This is a genomic window from Pseudomonas sp. efr-133-TYG-5 (assembly GCF_030209175.1).
Lineage (GTDB): Bacteria > Pseudomonadota > Gammaproteobacteria > Pseudomonadales > Pseudomonadaceae > Aquipseudomonas.
Genome location: NZ_JARVSM010000010.1, coordinates 217,728 through 243,426, shown reverse-complemented (window position 1 = coordinate 243,426; position 25,699 = coordinate 217,728). Strand labels below are relative to the sequence as shown.

Sequence of the window (25,699 nt, the reverse complement as noted above, 5' to 3'; positions counted from 1 at the left end):
TGGCGGGAACTGCCCGTTTTTTTTTACGCCGATTTTCTGTCAGGGCCTGGCGCCACTGATGTCCGGGGCGGGCGGCTCGTTACCGGCCTCGGCCTCAGTGGCCGGCTGCGGTTCGGGTTCGGGCTCAGGTTCCGGCTCCGGGCTGACCGGATTCTGCATCTGCTCCTGCACCACCTGCTCATCGACCCGTGGATCGAGGGCGGCCACCAGTGGCGAACTGGACATGCTGTCCGGCATGGCCACGTGATGCAGCGGCGCATCGTCGACCTGATGCAGGTTGGTCACGGCTTTCGGCCGGATGCGCCACACCAGCACCAGCGCAAAGAACGTGAAGAACGCGTACAGGCTCTGGCTGCCGAACAGCTTCATCAGCACGCCTGCCACCAGCGGCCCGATGCTGGCGCCGACACCGTAGGTCACCAGCAGCATCGCCGTCAGCGAGACCCGCCGATCGCCCTCGACGTGGTCGTTGGAGAACGCCACCGCCAACGGGTACAGGCAGAACTGCACCAGCGAACAGAGGAAGCCGACGACAAACAGCACCTCCAGCGGCACCTGCGGCAGGATCGCCAGCGGCAATGCCGCCACCGCCAGAAACCCGGCAAAACAGCGAATCAGCAGCGCCCGGTCATAACGATCGGACAACCAGCCCAGCGGCCACTGCACCAGCAGCCCGGCGAAAATGCAGCTACCCATGAACAGACCGACCTGCTCGGTGGACAGCCCCTGCTGCGAGGCATACAGCGGCGCCAGGCCGTAGAACGAGCCGATGATCAGACCGGCGCCGAGCACCGTGCTCAGCGACTGCGGAACGCGCTTGATAAAGAAGCGCGGCTCCATCGGTGCCGGGTGCAGCGGTGCCGGGTGAATCCGTCGGGTCAGTGCCACCGGCACCAGACACAGGGCAAAACACAGCGCCACCAGCATCAGCAGCTCCAGGCCGAGGCCCGGGTGCATGACCAGAATCAGCTGCCCGAGCACCAGGCCCAGGTAAGACGCAATCATGTAGCCGCTGAAGACCAGGCCACGCTGGTTGGCGTCCGCCTGCTCGTTGAGCCAGCTCTCGATCACCATGTACTGGCACATCATGCCGAGGCCGACGATGGTCCGCAGCACCAGCCAGGCCGGCAGCCAGTCGACCAGGCCATGGCCGAGCACCGCCGCGCCGACAATCCCGGCACACGCCGAATACGCACGGATATGCCCGACCCGGGCAATCAGTCGGTGACCGATCTTGCCGCCCAGCACCAGGCCGAAATAGTTGGCCGCCATCAACGCACCGACCCACAGTCCGTCGACGTTATCGGCGGCCAGGCGCAAGGCCAGATAAGTACTCAACAGGCCCGAGCCGATCAACATCATCAGCGAGGCGAAATACAGCGCTCGAAAGGATTTCCAGATTTGGCGCATCGGCGTTCCGAGCGGCTCCTTGCAGTAAGTATCGGGCTATCCAGACGATAGCCCGACGGCGACGGTACGTCAGGCCTGGGCTGCTAGAACACGCCGTTCCCAGGGAGTGATTTCATCGAAGAAGTTGGTCAGCTCCATGGTCTTCGAAGCGATGTAGCCTTCGATGAACTCGTTGCCGAACAGTTCCTTGGCCAATTGGCTACGTTTCAGACGCTCCAGGGCCGCGTGCAAGGTACACGGCAGCGAAAGATTGTCCGGCACCTCGAATTCGCCCTGGATCGGCGCACTCGGCTCCAGCTCGTGCTCGATGCCGTACAGGCCGGCGGCAAGGCTCGCGGCAATCGCCAGGTACGGGTTGGCATCGGCGCCGGGCAAGCGGTTTTCGACGCGCCGCGCCACCGGCGAACTGGCCGGAATCCGCAACCCCGCCGCCCGATTGTCATGCGACCAGCAAGCATTGTTCGGCGAAGCGAACGGATGGCACAGGCGCTGATAGGAATTGACGTTCGGCGCAAACAGCGCGGTGAAATCGGCCATGCCGGCCTGCTGCCCGCCGATGAAATGGCGGAACATCGCGGTCGGCTGGCCATCGGCGTCATTGAACACATTCCTGCCGCTGCCGATTTCGACCAGGCTCTGGTGAATGTGCATCGAACTGCCCGGCGTGTGCGCCAGCGGCTTGGCCATGCAGACCACGGTCAGGCCATGCTTGAGCGCGACTTCCTTGAGCAGGTGCTTGAACAGGAAGGTCTGGTCGGCCAGCAACAGCGGATCACCGTGCAACAGGTTGATCTCGAACTGACTGACGCCCATCTCATGCATGAAGGTATCGCGCGGCAGCCCCAGGGCCGCCATGCATTTGTAGACTTCGTTGAAGAACGGGCGCAGCCCGCTGTTGGAGCTGACGCTGAATGCCGAATGACCGTCCTCGCGGCGCCCGTCGAGGCCCACCGGCGGCTGGAACGGCCGGGTCGGATCGGTGTTCGGGGCGAACACGAAGAACTCCAGCTCGGTCGCCACCACCGGCGCCAGGCCCAGCGCCGCGTAACGCGCGATGACCTTCTTCAACTGGCCGCGGGTCGACAGGTTGGAGCTTTCGCCGGTCAGCTCATCGGCATCGCAGATCGCCAGGGCGCGTGGCTCTGCGCTCCACGGCAAGGCGTGGATCTGCGCCGGATCGGCGACCAGCGCCAGGTCACCGTCATCGCTGCCGTAGAAGCGCGCGGCGGGATAGCCGCCCATGATGCATTGCAGCAGTACCCCACGGGCCAACTGCAGACGCCGCCCTTCGAGGAAACCCTCGGCGGTCATTACCTTGCCCCGTGGCACGCCATTCAAATCCGGCGTGACACATTCAATCTCATCAATGCCCGTCAATCGCTGCGCGAGTGAACGCTGGCCATCGGTTGTCATGACGCAATCCTTGTTATTGTGCGAGCCGCGAACGGCGACCCGGACAAAATAGGCCTGCGCTGTTCGGAATATCAAGCAGCGTCAACCAAAAAGCCAAACAACACCAATAACCCCTGCCGCCGCGAGACATTTCAGGGCAGATAGAGGCTGAATACCCCGCCACCCAACGGCCCGCCATTGCGGATCTCGGTGCGCCCGCCGACGCCGTTGCGCTGATGCAGCGCGGCGATGCGTCCGGCGAAGTACAGGCCCAGCCCGGTGCTGCCACTGCTGTGATTGATGCCCTGCACGTAATCGCTCTGGCGTTCGAGCATTTGCGCCGGATAACCCGCGCCGTCGTCGTTGATGCTCAGCACCAGTTGCCCGGCCTCGTCGCTGACGGTGATCAACAGCGATTCGCGGGCATGGCGGATGGCGTTGTTGATGCAGTTGCCGAGCACCGAGGCGATCAGTTCGCGATCGAAGAAACCCAGCGGACTGAGCGGATCGACCTCATACGTGGCGACGATGCCGCGACTGGCGAACACTTCCTGATGCGCCGCCAGCTGCGCCTCGATGAAGTCATCCAGTTCGTGGTACGCCGGCTGCAACGGCATCTGGTTGACGCCGAGTTTGTACAACCCGAGCAACTGCACCAGCATGCCGTTGAGATGGGCGAACTCGAAGTCGATCACGCCTTGCTCGGGCCCGCCGCGCTGCGCGGCGGGCAGACGCGCCAGCCATTGACTGTGGGCCTGCATCAGCATCGCCAGAGAGTTCTTCATGTCGTGGACGGTGGAGGCGATCACCGTGGAGAAATCCAGTGCCTGCTCGTCTTGATTCATTCGCCAAACGCCTTGCTTTTCAGCTTCTGATAACGCGGATAACGCGCGTCGGTGTCGGGCATCAGACCGACCATTTTCAGGCAGGCCCGACATTCTTCCAGCTCCGCCGACGGCACACTGGTGTCGGTGCCGTGCAGCAGCGACTGAGCCATGTTCAGCGCAATACTGATGTTCTTCGGTTGCATCTTCAGCGCCTTGCGGAACACCTCGCGGGCCTCCACCAGGTTGCCGGTCTTGTACACGCGCACGCCTTGCCGGTTGAGGTCGGCGGCAGCGTTGCTGGAACTGAGGATAGTCGGGTCATCGGTGAGCTTGGCGATGTCTTTCATGACCGTCGGATCGTCGCCGTAGATTTCCGCGCAACTCTTGAGCATCGACGTGCCCGCCTCGGCCTGGCCGAGCATCTGCAGCTGCTTGGCCACCAGCAACGCCGCCTCCGGACTCATGAACTGCTCCATGCCGTCGAGGCGCAGCAGTGCCTGCTCGGTAAGCTTCTCGGCGGTTTCGGCGTCGTTGAGCAGCAGGCTGGTGGCCTTCATCAGCCGGGCACGAATCTGCAGGCCCGGGTCGCTCGGGTTTTCCTTGGCCACGGCACTGAGGGTGGTGTTGATCTCCAGCCGCGTGCGCGTGTCGAGCCCACGCTCGCTGCCCTTGCTGATCAGCGCGTGGGCCAGGCCGAGATTGCTTTCCGGGTCCTTGAAACGCGACTGCGCACCCTGGGACACAGCCTGCCGGTAAGCCCGCGAAGCCGTGTCGAAATCTTCGTTGGCCATCGCCAGCTTGCCGAGCAGCGCCTGGCGGCGCACCGCCAGCGGCGATAGCCGGATCGCCTCTTCCAGCACCCGCTGCGCGCCTTTGCTATCGCCCTCGGCGACCAGCACGTCGGCCATGCCGTCATACAGCGCCGGCATCATCGGGAACACTTTCAGGGCTTTTTCATAGACGTCCTTGGCCTGGCTGACCTGCCCGCGCTTGAACAGCAACTTGCCCAGTCCGGCAAACGCCCACGGCAGCGGTCGGTCGGCAATGATGCCGTCGTACAGGCGTTCGAGCGCTTCGTTCTGGTTCATGTCACGCAACGCATCGGCGCGGTAGCGCAGGCACAGCGGCGAATAACGGATGTCCTGCTTGCACAGGGCGATGCAGGCGTTGAGCACCTCGACCGGCTTGCCGCGATCGAGGGCCTGCAGAATCGGTTTGAGCAGCGTCTTGCGCTGCTCCAGACGCTCCAGGCGCTGGGCCAGCCCGGAGCGGTTGAACGGTTTGGTCAGGTAGGCATCCGGCTCATGCTCGAGGGCGCTGAGCACCATCGCCTGACTGGTCTCGGCCGTCACCATGACGAACACCGCTTCATGGCTGATGAGCTTTTCCGACATCAAGTCTTCGAGCACCTGCTGACCGTTTTTCTTGCCATCGCCGAGATGGAAATCCTGCAGGATGAAGTCGTAGGACTTCTGCGCGCACATCTTCAGCGCCTGCTCACCGGTGTCGGCAGTATCCACGTCCTTCACACCCAACTCGCGCAACATCGAGCGCACCGAACTGCGGAAATCCGAGAAATCGTCGACGATCAGAAAACTCTTTTGGTGATACGACAGCATCGAGGATTTCCAGGCAATTTAGAGGATGGACCGAGGGTTTTACAGGCGCGCAGATGATAACTGGAGGCCAAATGCTATCAAGCGATTTCGTGCGCCGCTGAAGCCACCGAATGAGTTATCGGCAGGCTCTGCGGTTCTCTTGAAGCAGGGCTTCAAGATTCCTTGCGCAGTGATTACCCTGCACACCCGCCAACTTCTCGATACAAGGCTGATCCCGTGTACCTCAAAGGACGCTACATCCTGTCCGCCTGTGCGCTGCTGTTTCTCCAGCACGCCACGGCGAGCGCAATGGACTGCACAAAAGCGGCGAACGCCGTGGAAAACACCATTTGTGCGAATAACGGCTTATATGAACTCGACGCACAGCTGGGCGAGGTTTATCGAGAGCTGATGAACGCCTCTGCGGCGGTGAAACCGCAACTCAGAGGCACGCAACGCCTCTGGCTGCAATCGCGCAATGAATGCGTGGCCGATATCGCTTGCCTGGAGCAGCGCTACCGCGAGCGCCTGAAAGACTTGCAGGCGCAGTGGACGGAAGTGCTCGCCCATCAGCCGCGCGGCGTCGACAAACAAGTATTGGACGAGCTGCAGAACCGGGTTCGCGCCAGCAGGAAAAATGACCCGGAGTTTGCCCTCGAGCGAACCCTCGCTTCGCTGGCGCTAAAAGGCCCGGAGACCACCTTTTCTGCCGAGCCGGACGCCGATCCGTCTTCGGAAAAAACCCACTTCCCGAAGACTGTCGCCAAAGGTGTTTCCGCGGATGAGTGGCAGGCGTTGAGTGCAACTGATTTCGCCGCTGACACCGCCCTGGGCGCCACGTCGTTCACCCTGCTGGACCTGGACGGTGACGGGCAGCGCGACCTGATCGTGCAGACCTACACCGGCGGCACCGGCCTGTTCACTTTCGTGGAAGTGTTTCGCCGCGACGGCGACCGCTTCATCCGCCGGACTCCGGCGTCGGACGGCGAATCCATTGGCGGCGCGCTCTACTCCATCAGTGAGCGCGGCGCCAACCAGTCGGTGAACTGGATCAGTCTTGGCGACAGGGTCTATGCCGCCTATCGCGAGGGGGGCTACGGCATCGACGAGGTCTACCTGCTCAATCCCTTTCAGGTCAACCATGAAGTCCCCAAGCTGACGGTGCGCTATCGCTATCGACTCAGCATCCCTCGCACCCAGCCTGACGCTGAACATGAAACCACCTATCAACTGACGCAGGCGCTGCACCGCGCGCTCGCCCAAGGCCTGGCCACGGTCGACGCAGACTCGTCCGACAGCGGGCAAGCGCGCAAGCCGCTGTGCCCGATTCCCGCCGCCGCCACTGACAGCGAGGAATATTACGGCTACGGCGCGGGCTATTACGCCATCGAGCCAGTTGCCGACTTCGCGGTGACCATTGCCGGCGAGTGCTTCATTGCCAGGATGAATGCCTGGTTCGGCGCCTACAGCGCCAAGGATGGCCTGTACGCGCAAGTCACGGTGCGCAAACCGGGCGAGGCCGAACAGGAGCGCGGCTACGAGATCAACGGACGTCGATACCTGACCGACATCAGCACTGCAATGGGCAGACCCACAAGTGGCGAGGAGCAATAGCCCGGACGCCGAACATGAAAAAGCCCCGCCAACTGACGCTGCGCGGGGCGTTGTTCATGCAGGCTTCATCGACTTCGGGAAATCATGCCGGCCATGTACTCATTCAAGTCGCGGAAATCCTTGACGCTCCAGGGGTGCGGCGCCAGCTTCACGCCATTCTCTCGCAATGTACGTGGAATCAAGTCGCCATTTGGCCGAAGGATGATCGACGACACGATGACGCCTGGGTAGGCCGCCAGGCGTTTCCTGAAAGAAGGCGTGGTCAGGTCAGGGGTCGGTGGATCGCTTTTATGCGCCAGCGGCCCGCTTGCCCGCAGATCCGCGCCATGGCACATCGAGCAGCGCTGCACATACAGGTTCTTGCCCGCGACAGTATCCGCACAGGCAAGCGAGGCCTGAACCAGCAGAAAAACGCTCAGTCCGGCGACGCGTATTCTTTTCATCACTCACACATCCTTGTGTTCTGCCTGCCGTGCCAAGTGTTGGCCGCAGGTCGGTAAAAGCTCTCGGACTTTCCCTTAACAGAGCCATGAATGCAAAAAAGCCTCCTCCAGATCTTTCTGAAAGAGGCTTTGACGTGCTCTCCCCTGCGGCGAAACCGGGCAGGCAGAACATAGGCCACGGGGGCCGGAAACATATGGTGTCCCAGGGCAGGTTCGAACTGCCAACCTTCCCCTTAGGAGGGGGATGCTCTATCCAATTGAGCTACTGGGACACAGAACTGCCGGTGCGACAGACGGCGTGCATGTTAACGGCCGGGCCCGGGTTTGTCATGTCGTCCGTAGGGCTTTTTAAGTGTAGGCAGGCGCCCTGCAATGGCGCCGGAGCATTTACCGTGCAATTTGCATCACCGCAAAAAGCCAGCCTTGCAGAATGCAATGCTTAGCATCCGAAAAATCCTGCTAAATCCTTGTTTTTAAAGGACTTAACAGCGGTTAGACTGTTGGCACGACAGCTGCTTTGTCTGTTCCATAGAAGAACAAACGGAGTCGCGCCTCATGAACAGCACCCTCTTGCTCGCAAACGCAATTGCCCTGGCGGTTCTGCTGGGTTTCCATTTTGCCCCCGAGAGTGCCGAGCCTGTAGTCGCCCAGCGCATGCCGCACTACCTGCAGGTGCAGCGCACGCCGCAGCTGGCGGTGCTGAGCGATCAACGCGGCTACGTTTCGCGCGAAGTCAGCGAGATTGCCGAGCCCATGCAGACGCAGTCGACCGAACGTCTGGTGTTTTGAATCATCCTCAGGAGTACAGCATGTCCAAATCAGCCACGGGATTTCTGATCCTCGCCTTGTTGAGCGGCGCCTTGCATTTTTCGCTGTTCGAGGACACCCGGGTGACCCTGCCGCTGATTGGCTGCGGCGTATTCGCGGTACTTTTCGTGCTGGCACTGGTGGCCGGGCGCAAGATCAAGTTTGATCCGGTGCTGCGTTGACACTGATCCATTGCAGCAGCTGATCGACGGCCTCCGCCAGATTGCCGGAGTTGTCGAGCAGGTAGACCGGCCGGTCCACGGCCCTTCCCTCGATAAACAGGGCATTGCGCGCCAGCCGTGCGTCGATCTGCTCCAGTGTTTCGCGACCGCGCCTGAGCAGGCGCTCGCGCAACACCTCCTCCCTGACCGTGAGCAGGACAGGCAACAGCGTCGGGTAGCGCGCCTGGGCCTGACGCAGATTCTCCCGGGAGCCGTTTACCAGCACATGCTTGCCGGCCTTGAGCCATTCATCCAGCTCGCGCGGGATGCCGTAATCCAGGCCATTGGCGTGCCATGCCAGCGCAAAGTCGCCCGCGCGCTGGCGTCGTTCGAACTCCGCCGGGGTCACACCCACGGCATCTTCTCCGACTGACTCCGCTGATCGGGTGATGACGCGCCGGATCACCTGGCAATTCATCTCGCCCAATCGCTCACGTGCGGCGTCGATCAGGCTGTCCTTGCCGGAACCGGACGGCCCCATCAGATAAATAAGCTTGCCATCCATCCTGAAATCGCCCTCCAGCACGGGTCTGCCCCTAGTAAATCGGCCATTTGCCACTATCCTGTAAAGGTAAGGAACAAGGATCGGAGCCGCATAGCATGCACGTTCTGACGCCTGCGGGCATCACCTCACGTGCAGCGGGACGCGGTCAGTGATACGGGCAGAGGCAATCTTTTCAAACCAGTCCGCATTTCTGATAATTGGTGCTGGCATTACGCCTTTACCCAGCTCAATATTTGTCACAGAATTGACGCCAATGATCTGGCAATTTTGAGGCATGATGCGGGCCTCTTAACAATTCAGGTTGAACCATTTGGCGCGGATGCTTGTCCTACCACACATCCTGCGGCCAATCCCGAGAACCGCTCCCCTGAACTAACCGGTTAAATATATGCGCCCATTGAAACAGGCAATTTATTCCAGCCGTACGGCTGACAAGTTCGTCGTACGTCTGCCAGACGGAATGCGTGAACGCATTGCCGAGGTGGCTCGCAATCATCATCGCAGCATGAACTCCGAGATCATTGCGCGCCTTGAGCAGAGTCTTATTCAGGAAGGCGCACTGGGCGAAGAGCTGAGCATGCGCCTGGACAGCCCGGAGCTGTCGTTGCACGAACGCGAGCTGCTGCAACGCTTCCGCCAGCTCTCCCACCGCCAGCAGAACGCTCTGGTATCGCTGATCGCTCACGATGCCGAAATGGCCGCAGACGCGTCCTGATTCATAGCGACACCTCAAGCCAGCAAGCATGCTGGCTTTTTTTTGCCCGGGATTACCCCGTATTTTTGCCGCGACATGAAAAAGCCCGCCAATTGGCGGGCTTTTTCGTGCGAGTCGATCAGAGCAGGAAGATCGTCGCCAGGCCAAGGAAGATGAAGAAACCGCCGCTGTCGGTCATCGCGGTGATCATCACGCTGGCGCCCATTGCCGGATCACGGCCCATCTTGGCCAGTGTCATCGGGATCAGCACGCCCATCAGCGCCGCGAGCAGCAGGTTGAGGGTCATCGCCGCCGTCATCACCACGCCCAGCGACCAACTGCCATAAAGCAGGTAAGCGACCACACCGATCACCCCGCCCCAGACTAGACCGTTGATCAACGCTACCGCCAGCTCCTTGCGCATCAGACGCGAGGTGTTGCCGGTGCTGACCTGGTCGAGCGCCATGGCACGCACGATCATGGTGATCGTCTGGTTACCGGAGTTACCGCCGATACCCGCCACGATCGGCATCAGCGCCGCGAGCGCCACCAGTTTTTCGATCGAACCTTCGAACAGGCCGATCACCCGCGAAGCGACAAAGGCAGTGATCAAGTTGATTGCCAGCCACGCCCAACGGTTGCGCAGGGATTTCCAGACGGAGGCGAAGATGTCTTCCTCTTCGCGCAGACCGGCCATGTTGAGGACTTCGCTTTCGCTTTCCTCACGGATCAGGTCGACCATTTCGTCGATGGTCAGACGGCCGATCAGCTTGCCGTTCTTGTCGACCACCGGGGCCGAGATCAAGTCGTAACGCTCGAACGCCTGAGCGGCGTCGTAGGCGTCTTCGTCCGGATGGAAACTCACCGGATCGCTGGCCATGACTTCAGCCACCTGTTTTTCCGGGTCATTGACCAGCAGGCGCTTGATCGGCAGCACGCCTTTGAGCACGCCGTCGTAGTCGACTACGAACAGTTTGTCGGTATGCCCTGGCAGCTCTTTCAGACGCCGCAGATAGCGCAACACCACTTCGAGGCTGACATCCTCACGGATGGTGACCATCTCGAAGTCCATCAGCGCACCGACCTGCTCCTCGTCGTAGGACAGGGCCGAGCGCACACGCTCGCGTTGTTGCTGGTCAAGGGTCTCCATCAGCTCATGGACGACGTCTCGCGGCAGCTCGGAGGCCAGGTCAGCAAGTTCGTCGGCATCCATGTCCTTGGCCGCAGCCAGGAGCTCGTGATCGTCCATGTCGGCGATCAGCGTTTCACGGACGGAATCGGATACTTCGAGCAGAATGTCGCCGTCGCGATCGGCCTTGACCAGTTGCCAGAGCGTCAGACGATCGTCCAGCGGCAATGCTTCAAGAATGTAGGCGACGTCGGCGGAGTGCAGATCATCGAGCTTGCGTTGCAGCTCGACGAGATTCTGCCGGTGAACCAGGTTCTCGACCCGGTCATGATGCGGGCCTTCCTGGCGGTGAGTCAGGTCTTCGACAACCCGCTGGCGCTGCAGCAGCTCGACCACCTGAGCTAGGCGATCCTGCAGGCTTTCCTGCGTTTTCTTTACTTCGATTTCGGACATAGGCGAACTCCACTCCCAGCAGCGGGGCACGCCGGAAGGATCAATCAGTCAATTCATGATTGGTGAAACGGGGTACTGAGTAACTACTGGGTAAGTCCATGGAAGTTTTCCATAAGCCCCGGCGGGGCTGACGGGCGCAATGATACACCGCCTGACGGTTTTAAACGTTAAAAAATCGTGGCTGAAACAAGCGCTTGCGAGACAAACCTGAGCGCCGTCCTGATCCCTGCAAGTGCGACGACTCATCCTGAAAAGAAAACACACCGACAGCGAAAAATGTAGCAGCTACCCTTGAGCATGGAACGTCATGGAGGACGGCAAATGCCAACAATTGCCGCGCCAATGGCCCTGACCACCCTGCTCTGCCTGCCGCTCCTGGCAAGCGCCAGCACCCTGCATCGCTGCGAGGCAGCCGACGGCAGCGTCACGTTCACCACCTTGAGCTGCGCCAGCGATGAGCACCTTTCGCCCCACGAAGTTCATCCCTACTCGCCCGGCCCTGTCGCTTTGCTGCCTGATGCCCGCTACGAGGAAAGATCCGGCATGACATTCAGGGGACGAGAAGTCGGCATTGTCGGCCAGGCGCAGGATAAATGCGGAAACCTGATCGACGCCCGGCAACGCCGCGAAGCAATCATCAACCGCAGGGTCGTCGTCGGCATGAGCCAGCAGGATGTTGAAAGCGCGCTGGGCAAACCGGACAAGGTCAGCCTGCGCAATTCGAGCACGATCTACCGATACGACCTCAAGCGAGGCCGTACTGCACAAATCGATTTTGATGAAAGAGGATGCGTGACCGGAAAAGCCAAATCCCGGACAGCAAAAAGCCCGCGTTGAACGCGGGCTTCTTGGTATATGGTGCACTCGACAGGATTCGAACCTGTGACCGCTCGGTTCGTAGCCGAGTACTCTATCCAGCTGAGCTACGAGTGCATTTTGTGTTTGTTAGACCAGATCACAACTGGTTGAAGCCAAGTCACTTGCAATGCTGCAACCAACTCTTAAATGGTGCACTCGACAGGATTCGAACCTGTGACCGCTCGGTTCGTAGCCGAGTACTCTATCCAGCTGAGCTACGAGTGCATTTGTGTTTGATAGACCAGATCACAGCTGGTTGAAGCCGAGTCATTTACATCGCTGCAACTGACTCTTAAATGGTGCACTCGACAGGATTCGAACCTGTGACCGCTCGGTTCGTAGCCGAGTACTCTATCCAGCTGAGCTACGAGTGCATTTGTTGCGCCGCATTATAGCCCGTCTAATCTCTATTCCAACCACTTTTTCTAATAAATTCAACAACTTACAGAAAAAGCCAGATTACAACGTACTAAGCAAATAATGGCGGAGAACGGGGGATTCGAACCCCCGACACCCTTTTGAGGTGTACTCCCTTAGCAGGGGAGCGCCTTCGGCCACTCGGCCAGCTCTCCGCAACACGGGGCGTATATTAACCAGCTTCTTCCCCGTTTGCAAACATAAAAAACGATAAAAATTAATGGCTTGGTTCTTCGTCCTTCTCTTTCTTTATACGCAGGTAAATTTCCTCACGGTGCACGGCCACCTCTTTCGGCGCGTTGACGCCAATGCGCACTTGGTTTCCTTTAACGCCGAGCACGGTCACGGTGATTTCGCCATCACCGATAATCAGGCTTTCTGCGCACCGACGAGTCAGAATCAGCATACCTTTCTCCTCACGCAATTCAGTTCAGGGACAACAGTCTGCAAAAAAAAGGCACCCGACCTACAACCGGAGCGATCGTAGCCCTACATGCCTGAGTATTGACCAGCGCGGGCAAAAGAACAGTTCCCCCGCCTCGCGCCATTCAAAAATAAAGGGCGCGGTCAGACCGCGCCCTTCAAGTCAGCGGATTACTCGCCCTGACGGGCCGGAGCATCCAGTTCGAAAGCCGTGTGCAGGGCGCGCACGGCCAGTTCCAGGTACTTCTCTTCGATCACCACGGAAACCTTGATTTCCGAGGTCGAGATCATCTGGATGTTGATGCTTTCCTTGGCCAGGGATTCGAACATGCGGCTGGCCACGCCTGCGTGCGAACGCATGCCGACGCCGACGATCGAGACCTTGGCGATCTTGGTGTCGCCGACCACTTCACGGGCACCGATCTCGCGAGCGGTGTTTTCCAGCACGGTCTGTGCGGCCTGGTAGTCGTTGCGGTGCACGGTGAAGGTGAAGTCGGTGGTGTTATCGTGCGCGACGTTCTGCACGATCATGTCGACTTCGATGTTCGCGGCACTGATCGGGCCGAGAATCTTGAACGCCACGCCCGGGGTGTCTGGCACGCCACGGATGGTCAGCTTGGCTTCATCGCGATTGAAGGCGATGCCGGAAATGATCGGCTGTTCCATGGTTTCCTCTTCATCAATAGTAATGAGGGTGCCCGGACCCTCCTTGAAGCTGTGCAGTACGCGCAGCGGAACGTTGTACTTGCCGGCGAACTCCACCGCGCGGATCTGCAGCACCTTGGAACCGAGACTGGCCATTTCCAGCATCTCTTCGAAGGTGATCTTGTCCAGGCGCTGGGCCACGGACACCACACGCGGGTCAGTGGTGTAGACACCATCGACGTCGGTGTAGATCTGGCATTCGTCAGCCTTCAGCGCGGCGGCCAGCGCCACACCGGTGGTATCGGAACCGCCGCGACCGAGAGTAGTGATGTTGCCGTGCTCGTCGACGCCCTGGAAACCGGCGACAACCACCACGCGACCGGCCTTCAGGTCACCACGGATCTTCTGGTCATCAATCTGCAAGATACGCGCTTTATTGTGCGCACTGTCGGTGAGGATCCGCACCTGGTTGCCGGTGTACGACACCGCCGGCACACCACGCTTGATCAGCGCCATGGCCAACAGGGCAATCGTCACCTGCTCACCGGTGGAAACGATCACGTCCAGTTCACGCGGAACCGGTTGATCTTCGCCACTGATTTGCTTGGCCAGATCGATCAGACGGTTGGTTTCGCCGCTCATTGCAGACAGCACAACCACCAGGTCATCGCCGGCATCGCGGAATTTCTTAACCTTGTCGGCGACCTGCTCGATTCTCTCGACAGTGCCGACCGAGGTGCCTCCAAATTTCTGTACGATCAAAGCCATTTCAAAGCCGCCTCTGCCCATGAAGGGCGCCCAATAATCACTCGAACAGCCGCCGGGCCCGCCACTAGACTGCGGGCCCGACGGGCCGTCTTATAAACCCTGCTCGACGAATGGAACGGTCAGCGCCAGCGCGCCATCCAGTGCGCCGGCGTCAACACCACCGCCCTGCGCCATGTCCGGACGACCACCGCCCTTCCCGCCCACTGCCGCAGCAGCCTGCTTCATCAAATCACCGGCTTTGAGTTGGCCAGTCAGGTCCTTGGTCACGCCTGCGACCAGTACGACCTTTTCCTCATGGACACTGCCGAGCAGGATCACTGCGCGACCGAGTTTGTTTTTCAGCTGATCGACCAGCGCCAGCAGCGCCTTGCCGTCCTGCCCGTCCAGGCGTGCGGCCAGAACCTTCACACCCTTGACGTCGACTGCCGAGTTCGACAGATCGTCGCCCGCGGCGCTGGCAGCTTTCGCCTGCAACTGCTCGAGCTGCTTCTCCAGCGCACGGTTGCGCTCGAGCACCGCCGACAGCTTGTCGATCAGGTTGTCGCGGCTGCCCTTGACCAGGCTGGCCGCTTCCTTGAGTTGTTCTTCCGCCGCGTTCAAGTAGGCCAGCGCCGCAGCGCCGGTGACCGCTTCGATACGACGCACACCCGATGCCACACCGCCTTCGCTGATGATTTTCAGCAGGCCGATGTCGCCGGTACGGTTGGCGTGGATACCGCCGCACAGCTCGACGGAGAAATCGCCGCCCATGCTCAGCACGCGCACGTTGTCGCCGTACTTCTCGCCGAACAGCGCCATCGCGCCTTTCTGCTTGGCGGTGTCGATGTCGGTTTCTTCGGTTTCCACCGCCGAGTTCTTGCGGATCTCGGCGTTGACGATGTCTTCCAGCTGTTTCAGTTGCTCAGGCTTGATCGCTTCGAAGTGGCTGAAGTCGAAACGCAGGCGCTGACTGTCGACCAGCGAGCCCTTCTGCTGAACGTGATCGCCCAGCACTTTGCGCAATGCCGCGTGCAGCAAGTGAGTGGCCGAGTGGTTCAGCGCGGTGGCGTGACGCACTTCGGCTTCGACGTGGGTCTGTACCGGTGCGCCAACGATCAGGCTGCCCGAGGCCAGCACGCCGTGGTGCAGGAACGCGCCGCCGGTCTTGGTGGTATCGCGCACGTCGAAGCGGCTGTCGCCGGCCTGGATGTAACCGCAGTCGCCGATCTGGCCGCCGGACTCAGCGTAGAACGGGGTCTGATCCAGCACGACCACGCCTTCCTGGCCTTCGCTGAGGATGTCCACGGCCTGGCCATTCTGGTACAGCGCAACGACTTTCGCCGCACCGCTAGTGTTGTGATAACCGGTGAACTGGGTGTCGACGTCGACCTTGACCAGCGCGTTGTAGTCCATGCCGAACGAGCTGGCGGAACGAGCGCGCACGCGCTGCGCTTCCATCTCGCGCTCGAAGCCTTCCTCGTCGATGGTCAGGCTGCGCTCACGCGCGATGTCGCCGGTCAGGTCCATCGGGAAACCGTAGGTGTCGTAGAGCTTGAACACCACGTCGCCCGGTACCACGTCGCCCTTGAGTTCGGCCAGATCCTGCTCAAGGATCTTCAGGCCCTGCTCGAGGGTCTTGGCGAACTGCTCTTCTTCGGCCTTGAGGACGCGCTCGATGTGCGCCTGCTGGGATTTCAGCTCAGGGAAGGCTTCGCCCATCTCGGCCACGAGGGCGGCAACGATCTGGTAGAAGAAGCTGCCCTTGGCGCCCAGCTTGTTGCCGTGACGGCAGGCGCGACGGATGATCCGGCGCAGCACGTAGCCGCGGCCTTCGTTGGACGGCAGCACGCCGTCGGCAATCAGGAAGCCGCAGGAACGGATGTGGTCAGCGACGACTTTCAGCGAAGCCTGTTCGTCGTTGGTGCAGCCGATGGCCTTGGCCGAAGCCGCCAGCAGGCTCTGGAACAGGTCGATTTCATAGTTCGAATGAACGTGCTGCAGCACGGCACTGATCCGCTCCAGACCCATGCCGGTGTCGACCGACGGTGCCGGCAGTGGGTGCAACACGCCATCGGCGGTGCGGTTGAACTGCATGAAGACGTTGTTCCAGATTTCGATGTAACGGTCGCCGTCTTCTTCCGGCGAGCCCGGTGGGCCGCCCCAGATGTCGGCGCCGTGATCGTAGAAAATCTCGGTGCAGGGACCGCACGGGCCGGTATCGCCCATGGTCCAGAAGTTGTCGGAGGCGTACGGCGCGCCCTTGTTGTCGCCGATGCGCACCATGCGCTCGGCCGGCACACCGACTTCCTTGGTCCAGATGTCGTAGGCCTCGTCATCGCTGGCGTAGACGGTCACCCAGAGCTTTTCTTTCGGCAGGTTCAGCCATTTGTCGGAGGTCAGGAACGTCCAGGCATAGGTGATGGCATCACGCTTGAAGTAATCGCCGAAGCTGAAGTTACCCAGCATTTCGAAGAAGGTGTGGTGACGGGCGGTGTAGCCGACGTTTTCCAGGTCGTTGTGCTTGCCGCCGGCGCGCACGCATTTCTGGCTGGAAACGGCGCGGGTGTACGCGCGCTTTTCCTGGCCCAGGAAGCAGTCCTTGAACTGGTTCATCCCCGCGTTGGTGAACAGCAGGGTGGGGTCGTTGCCCGGAATCAAAGAGCTGGAGGCTACACGGGTGTGGCCTTGCTCTTCGAAGAAGCGAAGGAAGGCTTCACGGATTTCTGCGCTTTTCATTAGGTTCTTCCACGGAGGCTGCGGCCAAAGGCCTGTGCGAAACGTCAACAGACGAAGCGACGGCAAAGGGCCGCATTATATCGGCCCTGCGCGCGGGGTACAGCGTGTTTATACGATAGAAACGGTCAATTGGACGGCTAACGCTGTCACTTGCGCGAAAACTCGACGAATGTCGCGATCACTTGCTCGATTTGCGAGCGATTGACGTCCATGTGCGTGACCATGCGCAGACGTCCGGCGGCGCTCAGCCTGATCCCGCGCTCGGCGGCAAAGTCCCGGAGCGCCCGGGCCTGATCGCCGATCTGCACGTACACCATGTTGGTCTGGACCGGTTCGACGCTGAACCCGGCCTGGCGCAGGCCCTGGGCGAGGAACTCGGCGTTGGCGTGGTCGTCGGCCAGGCGCTCGACGTGATGCTCCAGGGCATACAGCCCCGCCGCCGCCAGCAGGCCCGCCTGGCGCATGCCGCCGCCGACCATTTTGCGCAGGCGCCGGGCCTTGCCGATCAACTCGGCCGAACCGCACAACACCGAGCCGACCGGCGCGCCGAGGCCCTTGGACAGGCACACCGAGACCGAGTCGAAATGCCGGGTGATCTCCCGCGCATCGACCCCGAGCCTGACCGCGGCGTTGTACAGACGCGCGCCGTCCAGATGCAGCTGCAGGCCGTTGTCTTGAGTGAATTTACGCGCCCGCGCCAGATACTCCAGCGGCAAGACCTTGCCCTGCATGGTGTTTTCCAGGGCCAGCAAACGGGTGCGGGCAAAGTGGAAATCGTCCGGCTTGATCGCTGCCGCGGCCTGCTCGAGATCCAGCGAACCATCGGCCTGTACTTCCAACGGCTGCGGCTGGATCGAGCCGAGCACCGCCGCACCGCCGCCCTCGTACTTATAGGTGTGCGCCTGCTGGCCGACGATGTACTCGTCACCGCGCTCGCAGTGCGCCATCAGGCCCAGCAGGTTGCTCATGGTGCCCGTCGGGACGAACAGCGCCGCGGCAAAACCCAGCCGTTCTGCCAGTTCGGCTTCCAGACGATTGACCGTCGGATCTTCGCCGTACACATCGTCGCCGGTGGCCGCGCTGGCCATCGCTTCGAGCATTGCCGGGGTCGGTTGGGTGACGGTGTCGCTGCGAAGATCGATAACGCTCATGAACCTGGCCTCAAAGTCAGCAGGGGAATTCCCTTTTCGAAGTTGAATTACTGCGGTCACAGCGCAGATTAATCAACCCTTGGTTGAGGAAAAGTCGCCACGTGTCTTCGAAAAACCCGATGGCAATCATCACAAAGGCGCGATGCACAGGCTGCCAATCTGTGTTAAAAACGCTGCGCCGCCCGATGAAGGGCGGCATAACGTTCTCAGGGCGGGGTGCAATTCCCCACCGGCGGTAATTGCGCGCAATGCGCATAGCCCGCGAGCGCTTGGCGCTGGAAACCGGTGTGCCCGGGAGCCGCGACAAGGTCAGCAGACCCGGTGTGATTCCGGGGCCGACGGTCATAGTCCGGATGAAGAGAGAACGGGATTGACGCCAAAGGGCCGTCCGCCCGCCTTCGTGCGAGCGTGCGTACCCTCGAATCCCTTTCGATTCATAACGCCCTGTTTTTTACACAAACAGGAGTCAGAACATGCAACCCACCGCTATCGACAGCAAAAGCAAACACCCACACGGCGAGCGCGTCGCGTTCATTCAGGCCTGCTGGCATAAGGAAATCGTCGATCAGAGCCGTAAAGGTTTCGTCGCCGAAATGATTGCCCAGGGTTACCAGGAAGCGGACATCGATTTCTTCGAAGTCGGCGGCGCCTTTGAAATGCCCCTGCACGCCAAGTTGCTGGCCAAGACCGGTCGTTATGCCGGCATCGTCGCGGCAGCCCTGGTGGTGGACGGCGGCATCTATCGTCACGAGTTCGTCGCCCAGTCGGTGGTCAGCGGCCTGATGCAGGTGCAGCTGGAAACCGAAGTGCCGGTGTTCTCGGTGTCCCTGACCCCGCATCACTTCCATGCCGGTGAAGAACATCAGAAGTTCTTCTTCGAGCACTTTGTGCACAAGGGTCAGGAAGCCGCGAAGACGTGCGCCGATACGTTGCAGAAGGTACGTGCGTTGCGCCGCACCGAGCCGCGTGCTCTCGCGGTCTGATCGCCCCTGAGTGAGGCTTTTGGTCTCACTCATTGCCCTGTGGGAGCGAGCCTGCTCGCGAAAGCGCACTGACAGCCAACTCGAATGTTGAATGCCAGCTTGCCTTCGCGAGCAAGCTCGCTCCCACAGGGTTATATAGCAGATCGAAAATTGGCTTAGGCGAGGTTTTCGTCAGTGGCCGGGACGATCAGAATGCCCGCCCGCAGGCCGTTCTTGACCTTCGGGTTGGGGAAAATGATCCGTGCGCCCTCCTCCTCGATGATCCAGCGGGTATTGGCCAGATCTTCGGCCAGCACGTAACCCACTTCCAGTTCCGAGAAGTTTTCGATGTCCGCCGGCAGGTTCAGGCGGAACGCGTCGCTGTGCTTGATGATTTCCCGCGCCACGCTGAACAGCTGCAGACCGTCCAGGCCTTCCGCGGCCAGCTCCGGCTCGTTGCCTTCGATGATCTGCTTCAGCCGGGTTTCCAGCAGCGACACGTTGACCCCGGCGTTCTGTCCGAACGGCCGCGCCTTGCCCAGCTCGAGGGTAAAGGACTCGGCGCCGAGCTTGTCGTAGGTGTAGGCGCTGAACACGATCGACGGCTTGTTCTGCAACAGCACCGCTTCCATCCCGGCCGCGCGCAAACGGGCCAGTTCCTGGCGCGAATGCTGGCGCCCGTCCTTCCAGGGGTAGAGCGCGAACTGCTCGATCTTCGAGCCACGAATGGCGGTGTGCAGGTCGTAATGCAGGCGCTGCCGGTCCGGCACGCTGAAGAAACTTGCCGCCAGCCGTTCCAGCTCACAGGCGCGCAGGGCTTCGGAACCGCTGCTTTGTTCATGACGGCCGTTGAACAGCCGATTGACGTCCTGCTCGACGAAGCGCTCGCCCTTGCGAATCGCTTCCGGGTTGCCGAACAGGAACAGAATCCGGGCACGCGGCTTCAGGTCGCCGCGAGCGATGTCATGCAGCAACCGGTCGAGCAGTTCGATCGGTGCTGTCTCGTTGCCGTGGATCCCCGCTGACAGCAGCAGGTCCAGGCCATTGTCGCGCGCTTCGGGTGGCCGCACTTCCAGCGCACCCTCGCTCAACCAGCGCATACGCACGCCTTCGACAGTCAGTTGAGTCTTCTCCGCCGGTTCGCGGCCGGCGAGGGTCAGTTCAAGCAGTTTGCCGAGGGCGAGCATAGAGCGGTTTCCTTAATGGTCGTGGTTGCAATCCGGGCCGTGCACGTGGTCCTCGTCACCGAGGTCGGCCGGTTCCATTTCCAGTTGCAGACTTACCAGATTAGTCGCCAATGGGCGCAGCAGCAGGTTGGCGTACTCTTCGTCGCCCTCTTCGACGTCCACGCCGATCAGCAGCTGGCCGCGGCCGTCCTGCTGGATCCACAGCTCTTTGCCTTGCCACATGACCGCGACGCGGGTGCACGAAGTTTGCAGTTGCGTGCCGTCGGTGTCTTCAAGGATCAGCTGCAGGGAATCACTCATGTCTTTTCGCTCTCTTGGGGAGATGAAGCCGGGCGCCGCGACGAAGCGGCGCAACGGCCATCAATTGATCTGGAATGGATAAACCGCGCCCAGTTTAAGGATTTGCGTCAGTTCATCCAGTGCCGTCCGGCATTCAAGCAGCAACTGCGGATCCGCCAGGTCGCTTTCGCTCAGGCGATCGCGGTAGTGCTTTTCAACCCATGCGGTCAATGAACCGTACAACGGGGCCGTCATGATAACCCCTGGGTTGACCGCCGCCAGTTCGGTTTCGTTGAGCGCCACGCGCAGGCGCAGACACGCCGGGCCACCGCCGTTCTGCATGCTCTGCTTGAGGTCGAAGACCTTCACTTCGCGGATCAGGCCGCCGGAGCTGGTCAGGCCTTGCAGGTACTGCCACACGCGCTCGTTGGCCTGGCACTCCTGCGGCACGATCAGCAGCATCGAACCGTCCGCACGCGACAGCAACTGGCTGTTGAACAGGTAGGAACGCACGGCGTCGTCGACGCTGACCGCCGAGCGCGGCACGCAGACCGACTGGAACTGGCCGCCGACCTTGGCCAGCTTGGCTTGCAGCTCGGCCAGCATCTGCTCGGTGTCGAGGAACGCGTCCTCGTGATAGAACAGCACCTCGCCGTTGCCTACCGCGATGACGTCGTTGTGGAACACGCCCTGGTCGATCACCGCCGGGTTCTGCTGCGCGTAGACCACGCCGTCGTCGCGCAGGCCGTGCAGACGAGCGACCGCCTGCGACGCTTCGAGGGTCTGGCGTGCCGGGTACTTCTGCGGTGCAGGGTAACGGGTATCGAACGCACTGCGGCCGAACACGAAGAACTCGACACCGGCCTCGCCGTACTCACGGCAGAAACGCGTGTGGTTGGCTGCGCCTTCGTCGCCGAACTGCGCCACCGCCGGCAACGCGGCGTGGTGGGCGAAGTGCTGCTGGTCGGCGAACATCGCGCCGAGCACGCGGCTGGTGGTCGGGTGCTCGATGCTGCGGTGATATTTGCAGTTGAGGTTGGCGGCGGTGAAATGCACGCGGCCGTCGGCGGTGTCGGCGCTCGGGCTGACGGTGGCGGCGTTGGCCACCCACATGCTCGACGCCGAGCAACTGGCGACCAGCAGCGGCATCGCTTCCTTGGCGGCGCGCTCGATGACCTGCGCATCCGTGCCACTGAAACCGAGGCGGCGCAGCGCGGCCACGTCCGGGCGCTCCTGCGGTGCCAGCACCCCTTGCTGAAAGCCCATTTCCATCAGCGCTTTCATTTTCGCCAGGCCTTGCAGCGCCGCTTCCTTTGGATTGGAAGACTGTTGGCTGTTGCTCTGCGATGCAACGTTGCCGTAGGACAGACCACCGTAGTTATGGGTCGGCCCCACTAGACCGTCAAAATTGACTTCATAGGATTTCATCAGCGAGGCTCCACGAGAATCTGTTGTTATAGGCTTCAAGTAACAATTGAGTCAGACCGCGGCGCGGCCTTCGCTGGCCAGCCAGCTCCCACAGGGATCTCATCGCCCTTGTGGGAGCTGGCTGGCCAGCGATGGGCATTACGCCATTTTCACGCCAGGCGTCAGGGCCGCGGGCAACACCAGGGTCGGCGTTTCCAGCGAGGCCACCGGGTACGCGCAGTAATCCGCGGCGTAGTAGGCACTGGCGCGGTGGTTGCCCGACGCACCGACGCCGCCGAACGGCGCGCTGCTCGCAGCACCGGTCAGCTGTTTGTTCCAGTTGACGATACCGGCACGGCTTTCCAGCCAGAATTGCTGGTAGCGCTCTTCGGAGTCCGACAACAGGCCAGCGGCCAGGCCGAATGCGGTGGCGTTGGCTTCGGCAATCGCCGCAGCGAAATCGGCGTAGCGGATCACCTGCAGCAATGGGCCAAACAGTTCTTCGTCCGGACGCTCCGCCACCGCAGTCACATCGAGAATGCCCGGGGTCAGCAAGGCCGACTGCGCCTGTGGCTGAGTCATCGCCAGCAGCGACACCGCGCCATTGGCCAGCAGCTGTTGCTGGGCATCCATCAGCGCTTTCGCCGCGCCAAGGGAAATCACCGAGCCCATGAACGGCGCCGGTTGCTGATCGAACGCACCGACTTCGATGGTCGCGCTGACTTCCACCAGACGCTTGAGCAGGCTGTCGCCCCACGCGCCTTGCGGCACCAGCAGCCGACGGGCGCAGGTGCAACGCTGGCCGGCGGAAATGAACGCCGACTGAATGATGGTGTACACCGCCGCATCGAGGTCAGCGACCTGATCGACCACCAGCGGATTGTTGCCGCCCATTTCCAGGGCGAGGATCTTGTCCGGACGCCCGGCGAACTGCTGGTGCAGGTGATTGCCGGTGCGGCTGGAGCCGGTGAAGAACAGACCGTCGATGCCCGGGTTGGCCGCCAGGGCGATCCCGGTTTCGCGGGCGCCTTGCAGCAGGTTCAGCACGCCGGCCGGCAAACCGGCCTCGATCCAGCACTTGACCGTCAGTTCGGCGACTTTCGGCGTCAGCTCGCTGGGCTTGAACAGCACGCTGTTACCGGCCAGCAGCGCCGGCACGATGTGGCCGTTCGGCAAGTGGCCGGGGAAGTTATAAGGGCCGAATACCGCGACCACGCCGTGTGGCTTGTGGCGCAACACAGCGGTGGCGTCGCCCAGCGGGCCGCTCTTTTCGCCGGTACGTTCGCGATAGCTCTGCACCGAGATCGCGATCTTGTTGACCATGCTGGTGACTTCGGTCGCGGCTTCCCACAACGGCTTGCCGGTTTCCTCACCGATGGTACGGGCCAGTTCGTCGGCGTGGTTTTTCAGCGCGGCGGCGAAGGCTTCGAGGACGCTGATGCGTTCTTCCAGCGAACGCCGCGCCCATGCCGGGAATGCCTGGCGCGCCGCCTGCACGGCGGATTCGACCTGGGCGGCGGTGGCGCCCTCCCCCGACCACAGCACTTGCTGGGTCACCGGGTTCAACGATTGAAAAGCTTCGCCCTGACCGGCCAGCCATTCACCTGCGATGTATAGCGAATTCATTATTTCGACTCCCGAGCAGCGGACAACGCCACGGCGCGCACTTGGTCGCCCGCGTTGAGTTGAAGACGTTTGGCGGTCAGCGGATCGACCACCAGGGTGCCGGCAGCCAGACGGGCCGGCGCCGCCGTGATGCGGCAGTCTTCGCGCTTGCGGTTATGAATGATGAACGGCGTGGCGTCGTCGCCCGGGGTGCCGACGGCCAGCACCAGCGCCTCGCTGTCACGCACCGCGCGGATCTTGCCGGTTTCGCATTCGATGGCCGGGCCGGCGTCGAAGATGTCGACGTAGCCCTGGTAGCTGAAGCCTTCGCTCTTGAGCATGGCCAGCGCCGGCTCGGTGTCCGGGTGCACCTGGCCAATGACGTTGCGCGCATCCGGCGAGAGGAAGCAGGTGTACAGCGGGAATTTCGGCATCAGTTCGGCGATGAACGCCTTGTTGCCGACCCCGGTCAGGTAATCGGCCTGGCTGAATTCCATCTTGAAGAAGTGCCGACCCAGGCTTTCCCAGAACGGCGAACGGCCGGCCTCATCGGACACACCGCGCATCTCGGCGATGATCTTGTTGCCGAACAGCTCCGGGAACTCGGCGATGAACAGCATCCGCGCCTTCGACAGCATGCGGCCGTTGAGACCGGTGCGGTAATCGGCGTGGAGGAACAGCGAGCACAGTTCGGAGTTGCCGGTCAGGTCGTTGGCCAGGAACAGCGTTGGAATCTCGCGATAGATGTTCAGCTCCTGCGAAGCACTGACGGTCAGGCCGACACGGAAGTTGTACCACGGCTCACGCAGACCGACCGCGCCGGCAATGGCGGAAATCCCCACCACCCGGCCGTTGTCGTCTTCGAGCACGAACAGGTAGTCCGCATCGCCACGACCGGCCTCACCGCGAAAGGTCTTCTCGGCCCAGCCGACCCGGTGGGTCAGGCGCTCTTCGTTGGCCGGCAGGGTGGTCAGACCGGTGCCGGTGCTGCGGGCCAGGTCGATCAGAGCGGATAAATCGCTGCTGCGTACGGGACGAACAATCATGCTATCTCCTCAAACGGGCCGCCTTCGCCACCCGTGAAACTCGCTAAGGCGTTAAACCGCCACCAGGCGCACGCTGGCACCTTCACCGACGCCCAGGGCTTCGGCCGCTTGCAGATCCAGGGTCACCGGTTTGCCCGGCGCGTAATCGAGCTCCAGCAGCACCGCGCGGTAATCCTGCAACTGCGCGTTGGCCACCAGGTACTGGCGTCCGGCACCTTTGACCGGCTCGCCGATCTTCACCGGCACCACGCGGCTCTGGGCGATCGAACGAATCCCCGAAACCCGTGCGTGCAGGGTCGGGCCGCCGTCGAAAATGTCGATGTAGTGATCGGTCTCGAAGCCTTCGCGCATCAGGATGTCGAAGGTGATCTGCGCCCGCGGGTGCACCTGGCCCATCGCTTCCTGGGCGGAATCCGGCAGCAGCGGCACGTAGATCGGGTAATGCGGCATCAGCTCGGCGAGGAACGTGCGGCTTTTCAGGCCACACAGGCGCTCGGCCTCGGCGTAGTTGAGGTCGAAGAAGTTGCGGCCGATGGCGTCCCAGAACGGCGAGTCGCCGTTTTCGTCGCTGTAGCCGACGATCTCGGTGACCACCGAATCGGCGAAACGCTCGGGGTGGCTGGCAACGAACAGCAGACGCCCGCGGGAATTGAGTTCGGCCCAGGGCGATCCGACCAGTTCGCGCTGCACATAGAAACTGGTCAGCAGGCTGTTGCCGGTGAGGTCGTGGCACTGCGAAAGCACGTGGATCTTGTTGTGGATCTTCAGCTCGCGGGAGGCATGCACGAAGGTCTCGTTACGGAAGCTGTAGAACGGCTCCGAGTAACCGGCGGAGGCGACGATGGCCGAGCAGCCCACCAGTTTGCCGGTGGCGGTGTCCTCGAGGACGAAGAAGTAGCTCTCCTCGCCGTTGAAGCTCACTTCGGCGGCGAACGAGGCTTCGCTTGCGGCGATCTTGTCGCTCAGGCGTTCGACGTCATCCGGCAAGGAAGTGACACCAATCGGGCTGTCCGCAGCCAGACGCTGTACCTCGCCCAGATCAGCCATTTGCGCGGGGCGCATCACCAGCATGGTGTCACTCCTTTCTCTTATAAATTTGCAGAAGAAAAAACACCGGACACTGTGGGAGCGAGCTTGCTCGCG

23 protein-coding genes, 5 tRNA genes and 1 riboswitch are annotated in these 25,699 nt (G+C 61.5%); of the genes, 6 read left to right on the top strand and 22 right to left on the bottom strand.

The genetic code is table 11. The annotated features are described in order from the left end of the window. Positions 1-39 precede the first annotated feature (39 nt). From QRN70_RS27280 to QRN70_RS27265, 4 genes are all read right to left on the bottom strand, one after another. Positions 40-1,410: an MFS transporter gene (locus tag QRN70_RS27280; RefSeq protein WP_285420941.1), complete on the bottom strand. Its 1,371-nt coding sequence runs from the start codon at positions 1,408-1,410 to the stop codon at positions 40-42. Between the two features lie 69 nt (positions 1,411-1,479). Continuing rightward, positions 1,480-2,721 carry a glutamine synthetase family protein gene (locus QRN70_RS27275; protein ID WP_285421005.1) on the bottom strand — a complete coding sequence of 414 codons (1,242 nt, stop codon included), beginning with the start codon at positions 2,719-2,721 and terminating at the stop codon, positions 1,480-1,482. A gap of 233 nt (positions 2,722-2,954) precedes the next feature. Then, positions 2,955-3,647, bottom strand: a complete 693-nt coding sequence (locus QRN70_RS27270) for a sensor histidine kinase (protein WP_285420940.1) — start codon at positions 3,645-3,647, stop codon at positions 2,955-2,957. Further along, a complete protein-coding gene (locus QRN70_RS27265; protein WP_285420939.1) occupies positions 3,644-5,248 on the bottom strand; it encodes a tetratricopeptide repeat-containing response regulator in 1,605 nt (534 codons plus the stop codon). The genes QRN70_RS27270 and QRN70_RS27265 overlap by 4 nt, the downstream gene beginning before the upstream one ends. Positions 5,249-5,464: 216 nt before the next feature. Here QRN70_RS27265 and QRN70_RS27260 point away from each other — a divergent pair, with 216 nt between their 5' ends. Next, the gene (locus tag QRN70_RS27260; RefSeq protein WP_285420938.1) at positions 5,465-6,841 is read left to right on the top strand and encodes a lysozyme inhibitor LprI family protein; all 1,377 of its coding nucleotides are present in this window, start codon (positions 5,465-5,467) and stop codon (positions 6,839-6,841) included. Positions 6,842-6,906: 65 nt separating this feature from the next. Here QRN70_RS27260 and QRN70_RS27255 read toward each other — a convergent pair whose 3' ends face one another. Continuing rightward, positions 6,907-7,284, bottom strand: a complete 378-nt coding sequence (locus QRN70_RS27255; protein ID WP_285420937.1) for a c-type cytochrome — start codon at positions 7,282-7,284, stop codon at positions 6,907-6,909. Positions 7,285-7,479: 195 nt separating this feature from the next. Beyond that, a tRNA-Arg gene (locus tag QRN70_RS27250) sits at positions 7,480-7,556 on the bottom strand. 283 nt (positions 7,557-7,839) lie between these two features. Between QRN70_RS27250 and QRN70_RS27245 the strand changes: the two genes are divergently transcribed. Next, the gene (locus QRN70_RS27245) at positions 7,840-8,073 is read left to right on the top strand and encodes a hypothetical protein (RefSeq protein WP_285420936.1); all 234 of its coding nucleotides are present in this window, start codon (positions 7,840-7,842) and stop codon (positions 8,071-8,073) included. 20 nt (positions 8,074-8,093) lie between these two features. Next, positions 8,094-8,273 (top strand): PA3371 family protein, encoded by a 180-nt coding sequence (locus tag QRN70_RS27240; protein WP_285420935.1) that lies wholly within the window; start codon positions 8,094-8,096, stop codon positions 8,271-8,273. Here the strand turns inward: QRN70_RS27240 and phnN are convergent. Further along, the gene (gene phnN / locus QRN70_RS27235; protein ID WP_285421004.1) at positions 8,248-8,817 is read right to left on the bottom strand and encodes a phosphonate metabolism protein/1,5-bisphosphokinase (PRPP-forming) PhnN; all 570 of its coding nucleotides are present in this window, start codon (positions 8,815-8,817) and stop codon (positions 8,248-8,250) included. The genes QRN70_RS27240 and phnN overlap by 26 nt on opposite strands. A gap of 388 nt (positions 8,818-9,205) precedes the next feature. Here phnN and QRN70_RS27230 point away from each other — a divergent pair, with 388 nt between their 5' ends. Beyond that, positions 9,206-9,532: an Arc family DNA-binding protein gene (locus tag QRN70_RS27230; protein ID WP_003178899.1), complete on the top strand. Its 327-nt coding sequence runs from the start codon at positions 9,206-9,208 to the stop codon at positions 9,530-9,532. Between the two features lie 118 nt (positions 9,533-9,650). On the opposite strand, the gene mgtE is transcribed toward QRN70_RS27230, so the two are convergent. Then, on the bottom strand, positions 9,651-11,093 hold the full coding sequence (mgtE, locus tag QRN70_RS27225) for a magnesium transporter (protein ID WP_285420934.1): 1,443 nt from the start codon (positions 11,091-11,093) through the stop codon (positions 9,651-9,653). Between the two features lie 321 nt (positions 11,094-11,414). Here mgtE and QRN70_RS27220 point away from each other — a divergent pair, with 321 nt between their 5' ends. Continuing rightward, entirely contained in the window at positions 11,415-11,930 is a 516-nt protein-coding gene (locus tag QRN70_RS27220; protein ID WP_285420933.1) for a cell envelope protein SmpA, read from the top strand. A 19-nt stretch (positions 11,931-11,949) separates the two neighbouring features. Here QRN70_RS27220 and QRN70_RS27215 read toward each other — a convergent pair. The 8 genes from QRN70_RS27215 to ltaE all read right to left on the bottom strand — a co-directional run bounded on the left by QRN70_RS27215 (position 11,950) and on the right by ltaE (position 18,070). Continuing rightward, positions 11,950-12,026, bottom strand: a tRNA-Arg gene (locus tag QRN70_RS27215). 73 nt (positions 12,027-12,099) lie between these two features. Beyond that, a tRNA-Arg gene (locus QRN70_RS27210) sits at positions 12,100-12,176 on the bottom strand. Positions 12,177-12,248: 72 nt separating this feature from the next. Further along, positions 12,249-12,325 (bottom strand) — tRNA-Arg (locus QRN70_RS27205). Positions 12,326-12,432: 107 nt separating this feature from the next. After that, positions 12,433-12,523: transfer RNA gene (locus tag QRN70_RS27200), tRNA-Ser, on the bottom strand. A 62-nt stretch (positions 12,524-12,585) separates the two neighbouring features. Further along, positions 12,586-12,774, bottom strand: coding sequence for a carbon storage regulator CsrA (gene csrA, locus QRN70_RS27195; protein ID WP_002554426.1), 189 nt, complete (start codon positions 12,772-12,774; stop codon positions 12,586-12,588). A 188-nt stretch (positions 12,775-12,962) separates the two neighbouring features. Then, the gene (locus tag QRN70_RS27190) at positions 12,963-14,204 is read right to left on the bottom strand and encodes an aspartate kinase (protein ID WP_096818090.1); all 1,242 of its coding nucleotides are present in this window, start codon (positions 14,202-14,204) and stop codon (positions 12,963-12,965) included. A gap of 90 nt (positions 14,205-14,294) precedes the next feature. Then, positions 14,295-16,919 (bottom strand): alanine--tRNA ligase, encoded by a 2,625-nt coding sequence (gene alaS, locus QRN70_RS27185; protein ID WP_285420932.1) that lies wholly within the window; start codon positions 16,917-16,919, stop codon positions 14,295-14,297. A gap of 146 nt (positions 16,920-17,065) precedes the next feature. Then, positions 17,066-18,070 carry a low-specificity L-threonine aldolase gene (gene ltaE, locus QRN70_RS27180; RefSeq protein WP_285420931.1) on the bottom strand — a complete coding sequence of 335 codons (1,005 nt, stop codon included), beginning with the start codon at positions 18,068-18,070 and terminating at the stop codon, positions 17,066-17,068. A 198-nt stretch (positions 18,071-18,268) separates the two neighbouring features. Next, positions 18,269-18,440: riboswitch (FMN riboswitch) on the top strand. A 103-nt stretch (positions 18,441-18,543) separates the two neighbouring features. Here ltaE and QRN70_RS27175 point away from each other — a divergent pair. Further along, positions 18,544-19,053, top strand: coding sequence for a 6,7-dimethyl-8-ribityllumazine synthase (locus QRN70_RS27175; RefSeq protein ID WP_285420930.1), 510 nt, complete (start codon positions 18,544-18,546; stop codon positions 19,051-19,053). 155 nt (positions 19,054-19,208) lie between these two features. On the opposite strand, the gene astE is transcribed toward QRN70_RS27175, so the two are convergent. From astE to aruF, 6 genes are all read right to left on the bottom strand, one after another. After that, on the bottom strand, positions 19,209-20,219 hold the full coding sequence (astE, locus tag QRN70_RS27170) for a succinylglutamate desuccinylase (RefSeq protein WP_285420929.1): 1,011 nt from the start codon (positions 20,217-20,219) through the stop codon (positions 19,209-19,211). 12 nt (positions 20,220-20,231) lie between these two features. Next, a complete protein-coding gene (locus QRN70_RS27165; RefSeq protein WP_285420928.1) occupies positions 20,232-20,519 on the bottom strand; it encodes a topoisomerase II in 288 nt (95 codons plus the stop codon). A 60-nt stretch (positions 20,520-20,579) separates the two neighbouring features. Further along, entirely contained in the window at positions 20,580-21,926 is a 1,347-nt protein-coding gene (gene astB, locus QRN70_RS27160) for an N-succinylarginine dihydrolase (RefSeq protein WP_285420927.1), read from the bottom strand. A gap of 138 nt (positions 21,927-22,064) precedes the next feature. Beyond that, positions 22,065-23,534: a succinylglutamate-semialdehyde dehydrogenase gene (gene astD, locus QRN70_RS27155; RefSeq protein ID WP_285421003.1), complete on the bottom strand. Its 1,470-nt coding sequence runs from the start codon at positions 23,532-23,534 to the stop codon at positions 22,065-22,067. Beyond that, complete coding sequence (gene astA / locus QRN70_RS27150; protein WP_285420926.1) at positions 23,531-24,556, bottom strand: arginine N-succinyltransferase; 1,026 nt, start codon at positions 24,554-24,556, stop codon at positions 23,531-23,533. Before astA ends, astD begins: the two co-directional genes overlap by 4 nt. Positions 24,557-24,607: 51 nt before the next feature. After that, positions 24,608-25,627 carry an arginine/ornithine succinyltransferase subunit alpha gene (aruF, locus tag QRN70_RS27145; protein ID WP_186551456.1) on the bottom strand — a complete coding sequence of 340 codons (1,020 nt, stop codon included), beginning with the start codon at positions 25,625-25,627 and terminating at the stop codon, positions 24,608-24,610. Positions 25,628-25,699: the final 72 nt, after the last annotated feature.

Coding starts and splice junctions, on each gene's coding strand:
- QRN70_RS27280 (WP_285420941.1), bottom strand. CDS start 1,410: ATGCGCCAAATCTGGAAATCCTTTCGAGCGCTGTATTTCGCCTCGCTG.
- QRN70_RS27275 (WP_285421005.1), bottom strand. CDS start 2,721: ATGACCGCCGAGGGTTTCCTCGAAGGGCGGCGTCTGCAGTTGGCCCGT.
- QRN70_RS27270 (WP_285420940.1), bottom strand. CDS start 3,647: ATGAATCAAGACGAGCAGGCACTGGATTTCTCCACGGTGATCGCCTCC.
- QRN70_RS27265 (WP_285420939.1), bottom strand. CDS start 5,248: ATGCTGTCGTATCACCAAAAGAGTTTTCTGATCGTCGACGATTTCTCG.
- QRN70_RS27255 (WP_285420937.1), bottom strand. CDS start 7,284: ATGAAAAGAATACGCGTCGCCGGACTGAGCGTTTTTCTGCTGGTTCAG.
- QRN70_RS27245 (WP_285420936.1), top strand. CDS start 7,840: ATGAACAGCACCCTCTTGCTCGCAAACGCAATTGCCCTGGCGGTTCTG.
- QRN70_RS27240 (WP_285420935.1), top strand. CDS start 8,094: ATGTCCAAATCAGCCACGGGATTTCTGATCCTCGCCTTGTTGAGCGGC.
- phnN (WP_285421004.1), bottom strand. CDS start 8,817: ATGGATGGCAAGCTTATTTATCTGATGGGGCCGTCCGGTTCCGGCAAG.
- QRN70_RS27230 (WP_003178899.1), top strand. CDS start 9,206: ATGCGCCCATTGAAACAGGCAATTTATTCCAGCCGTACGGCTGACAAG.
- mgtE (WP_285420934.1), bottom strand. CDS start 11,093: ATGTCCGAAATCGAAGTAAAGAAAACGCAGGAAAGCCTGCAGGATCGC.
- QRN70_RS27220 (WP_285420933.1), top strand. CDS start 11,415: ATGCCAACAATTGCCGCGCCAATGGCCCTGACCACCCTGCTCTGCCTG.
- csrA (WP_002554426.1), bottom strand. CDS start 12,774: ATGCTGATTCTGACTCGTCGGTGCGCAGAAAGCCTGATTATCGGTGAT.
- QRN70_RS27190 (WP_096818090.1), bottom strand. CDS start 14,204: ATGGCTTTGATCGTACAGAAATTTGGAGGCACCTCGGTCGGCACTGTC.
- alaS (WP_285420932.1), bottom strand. CDS start 16,919: ATGAAAAGCGCAGAAATCCGTGAAGCCTTCCTTCGCTTCTTCGAAGAG.
- ltaE (WP_285420931.1), bottom strand. CDS start 18,070: ATGAGCGTTATCGATCTTCGCAGCGACACCGTCACCCAACCGACCCCG.
- QRN70_RS27175 (WP_285420930.1), top strand. CDS start 18,544: ATGCAACCCACCGCTATCGACAGCAAAAGCAAACACCCACACGGCGAG.
- astE (WP_285420929.1), bottom strand. CDS start 20,219: ATGCTCGCCCTCGGCAAACTGCTTGAACTGACCCTCGCCGGCCGCGAA.
- QRN70_RS27165 (WP_285420928.1), bottom strand. CDS start 20,519: ATGAGTGATTCCCTGCAGCTGATCCTTGAAGACACCGACGGCACGCAA.
- astB (WP_285420927.1), bottom strand. CDS start 21,926: ATGAAATCCTATGAAGTCAATTTTGACGGTCTAGTGGGGCCGACCCAT.
- astA (WP_285420926.1), bottom strand. CDS start 24,556: ATGATTGTTCGTCCCGTACGCAGCAGCGATTTATCCGCTCTGATCGAC.
- aruF (WP_186551456.1), bottom strand. CDS start 25,627: ATGCTGGTGATGCGCCCCGCGCAAATGGCTGATCTGGGCGAGGTACAG.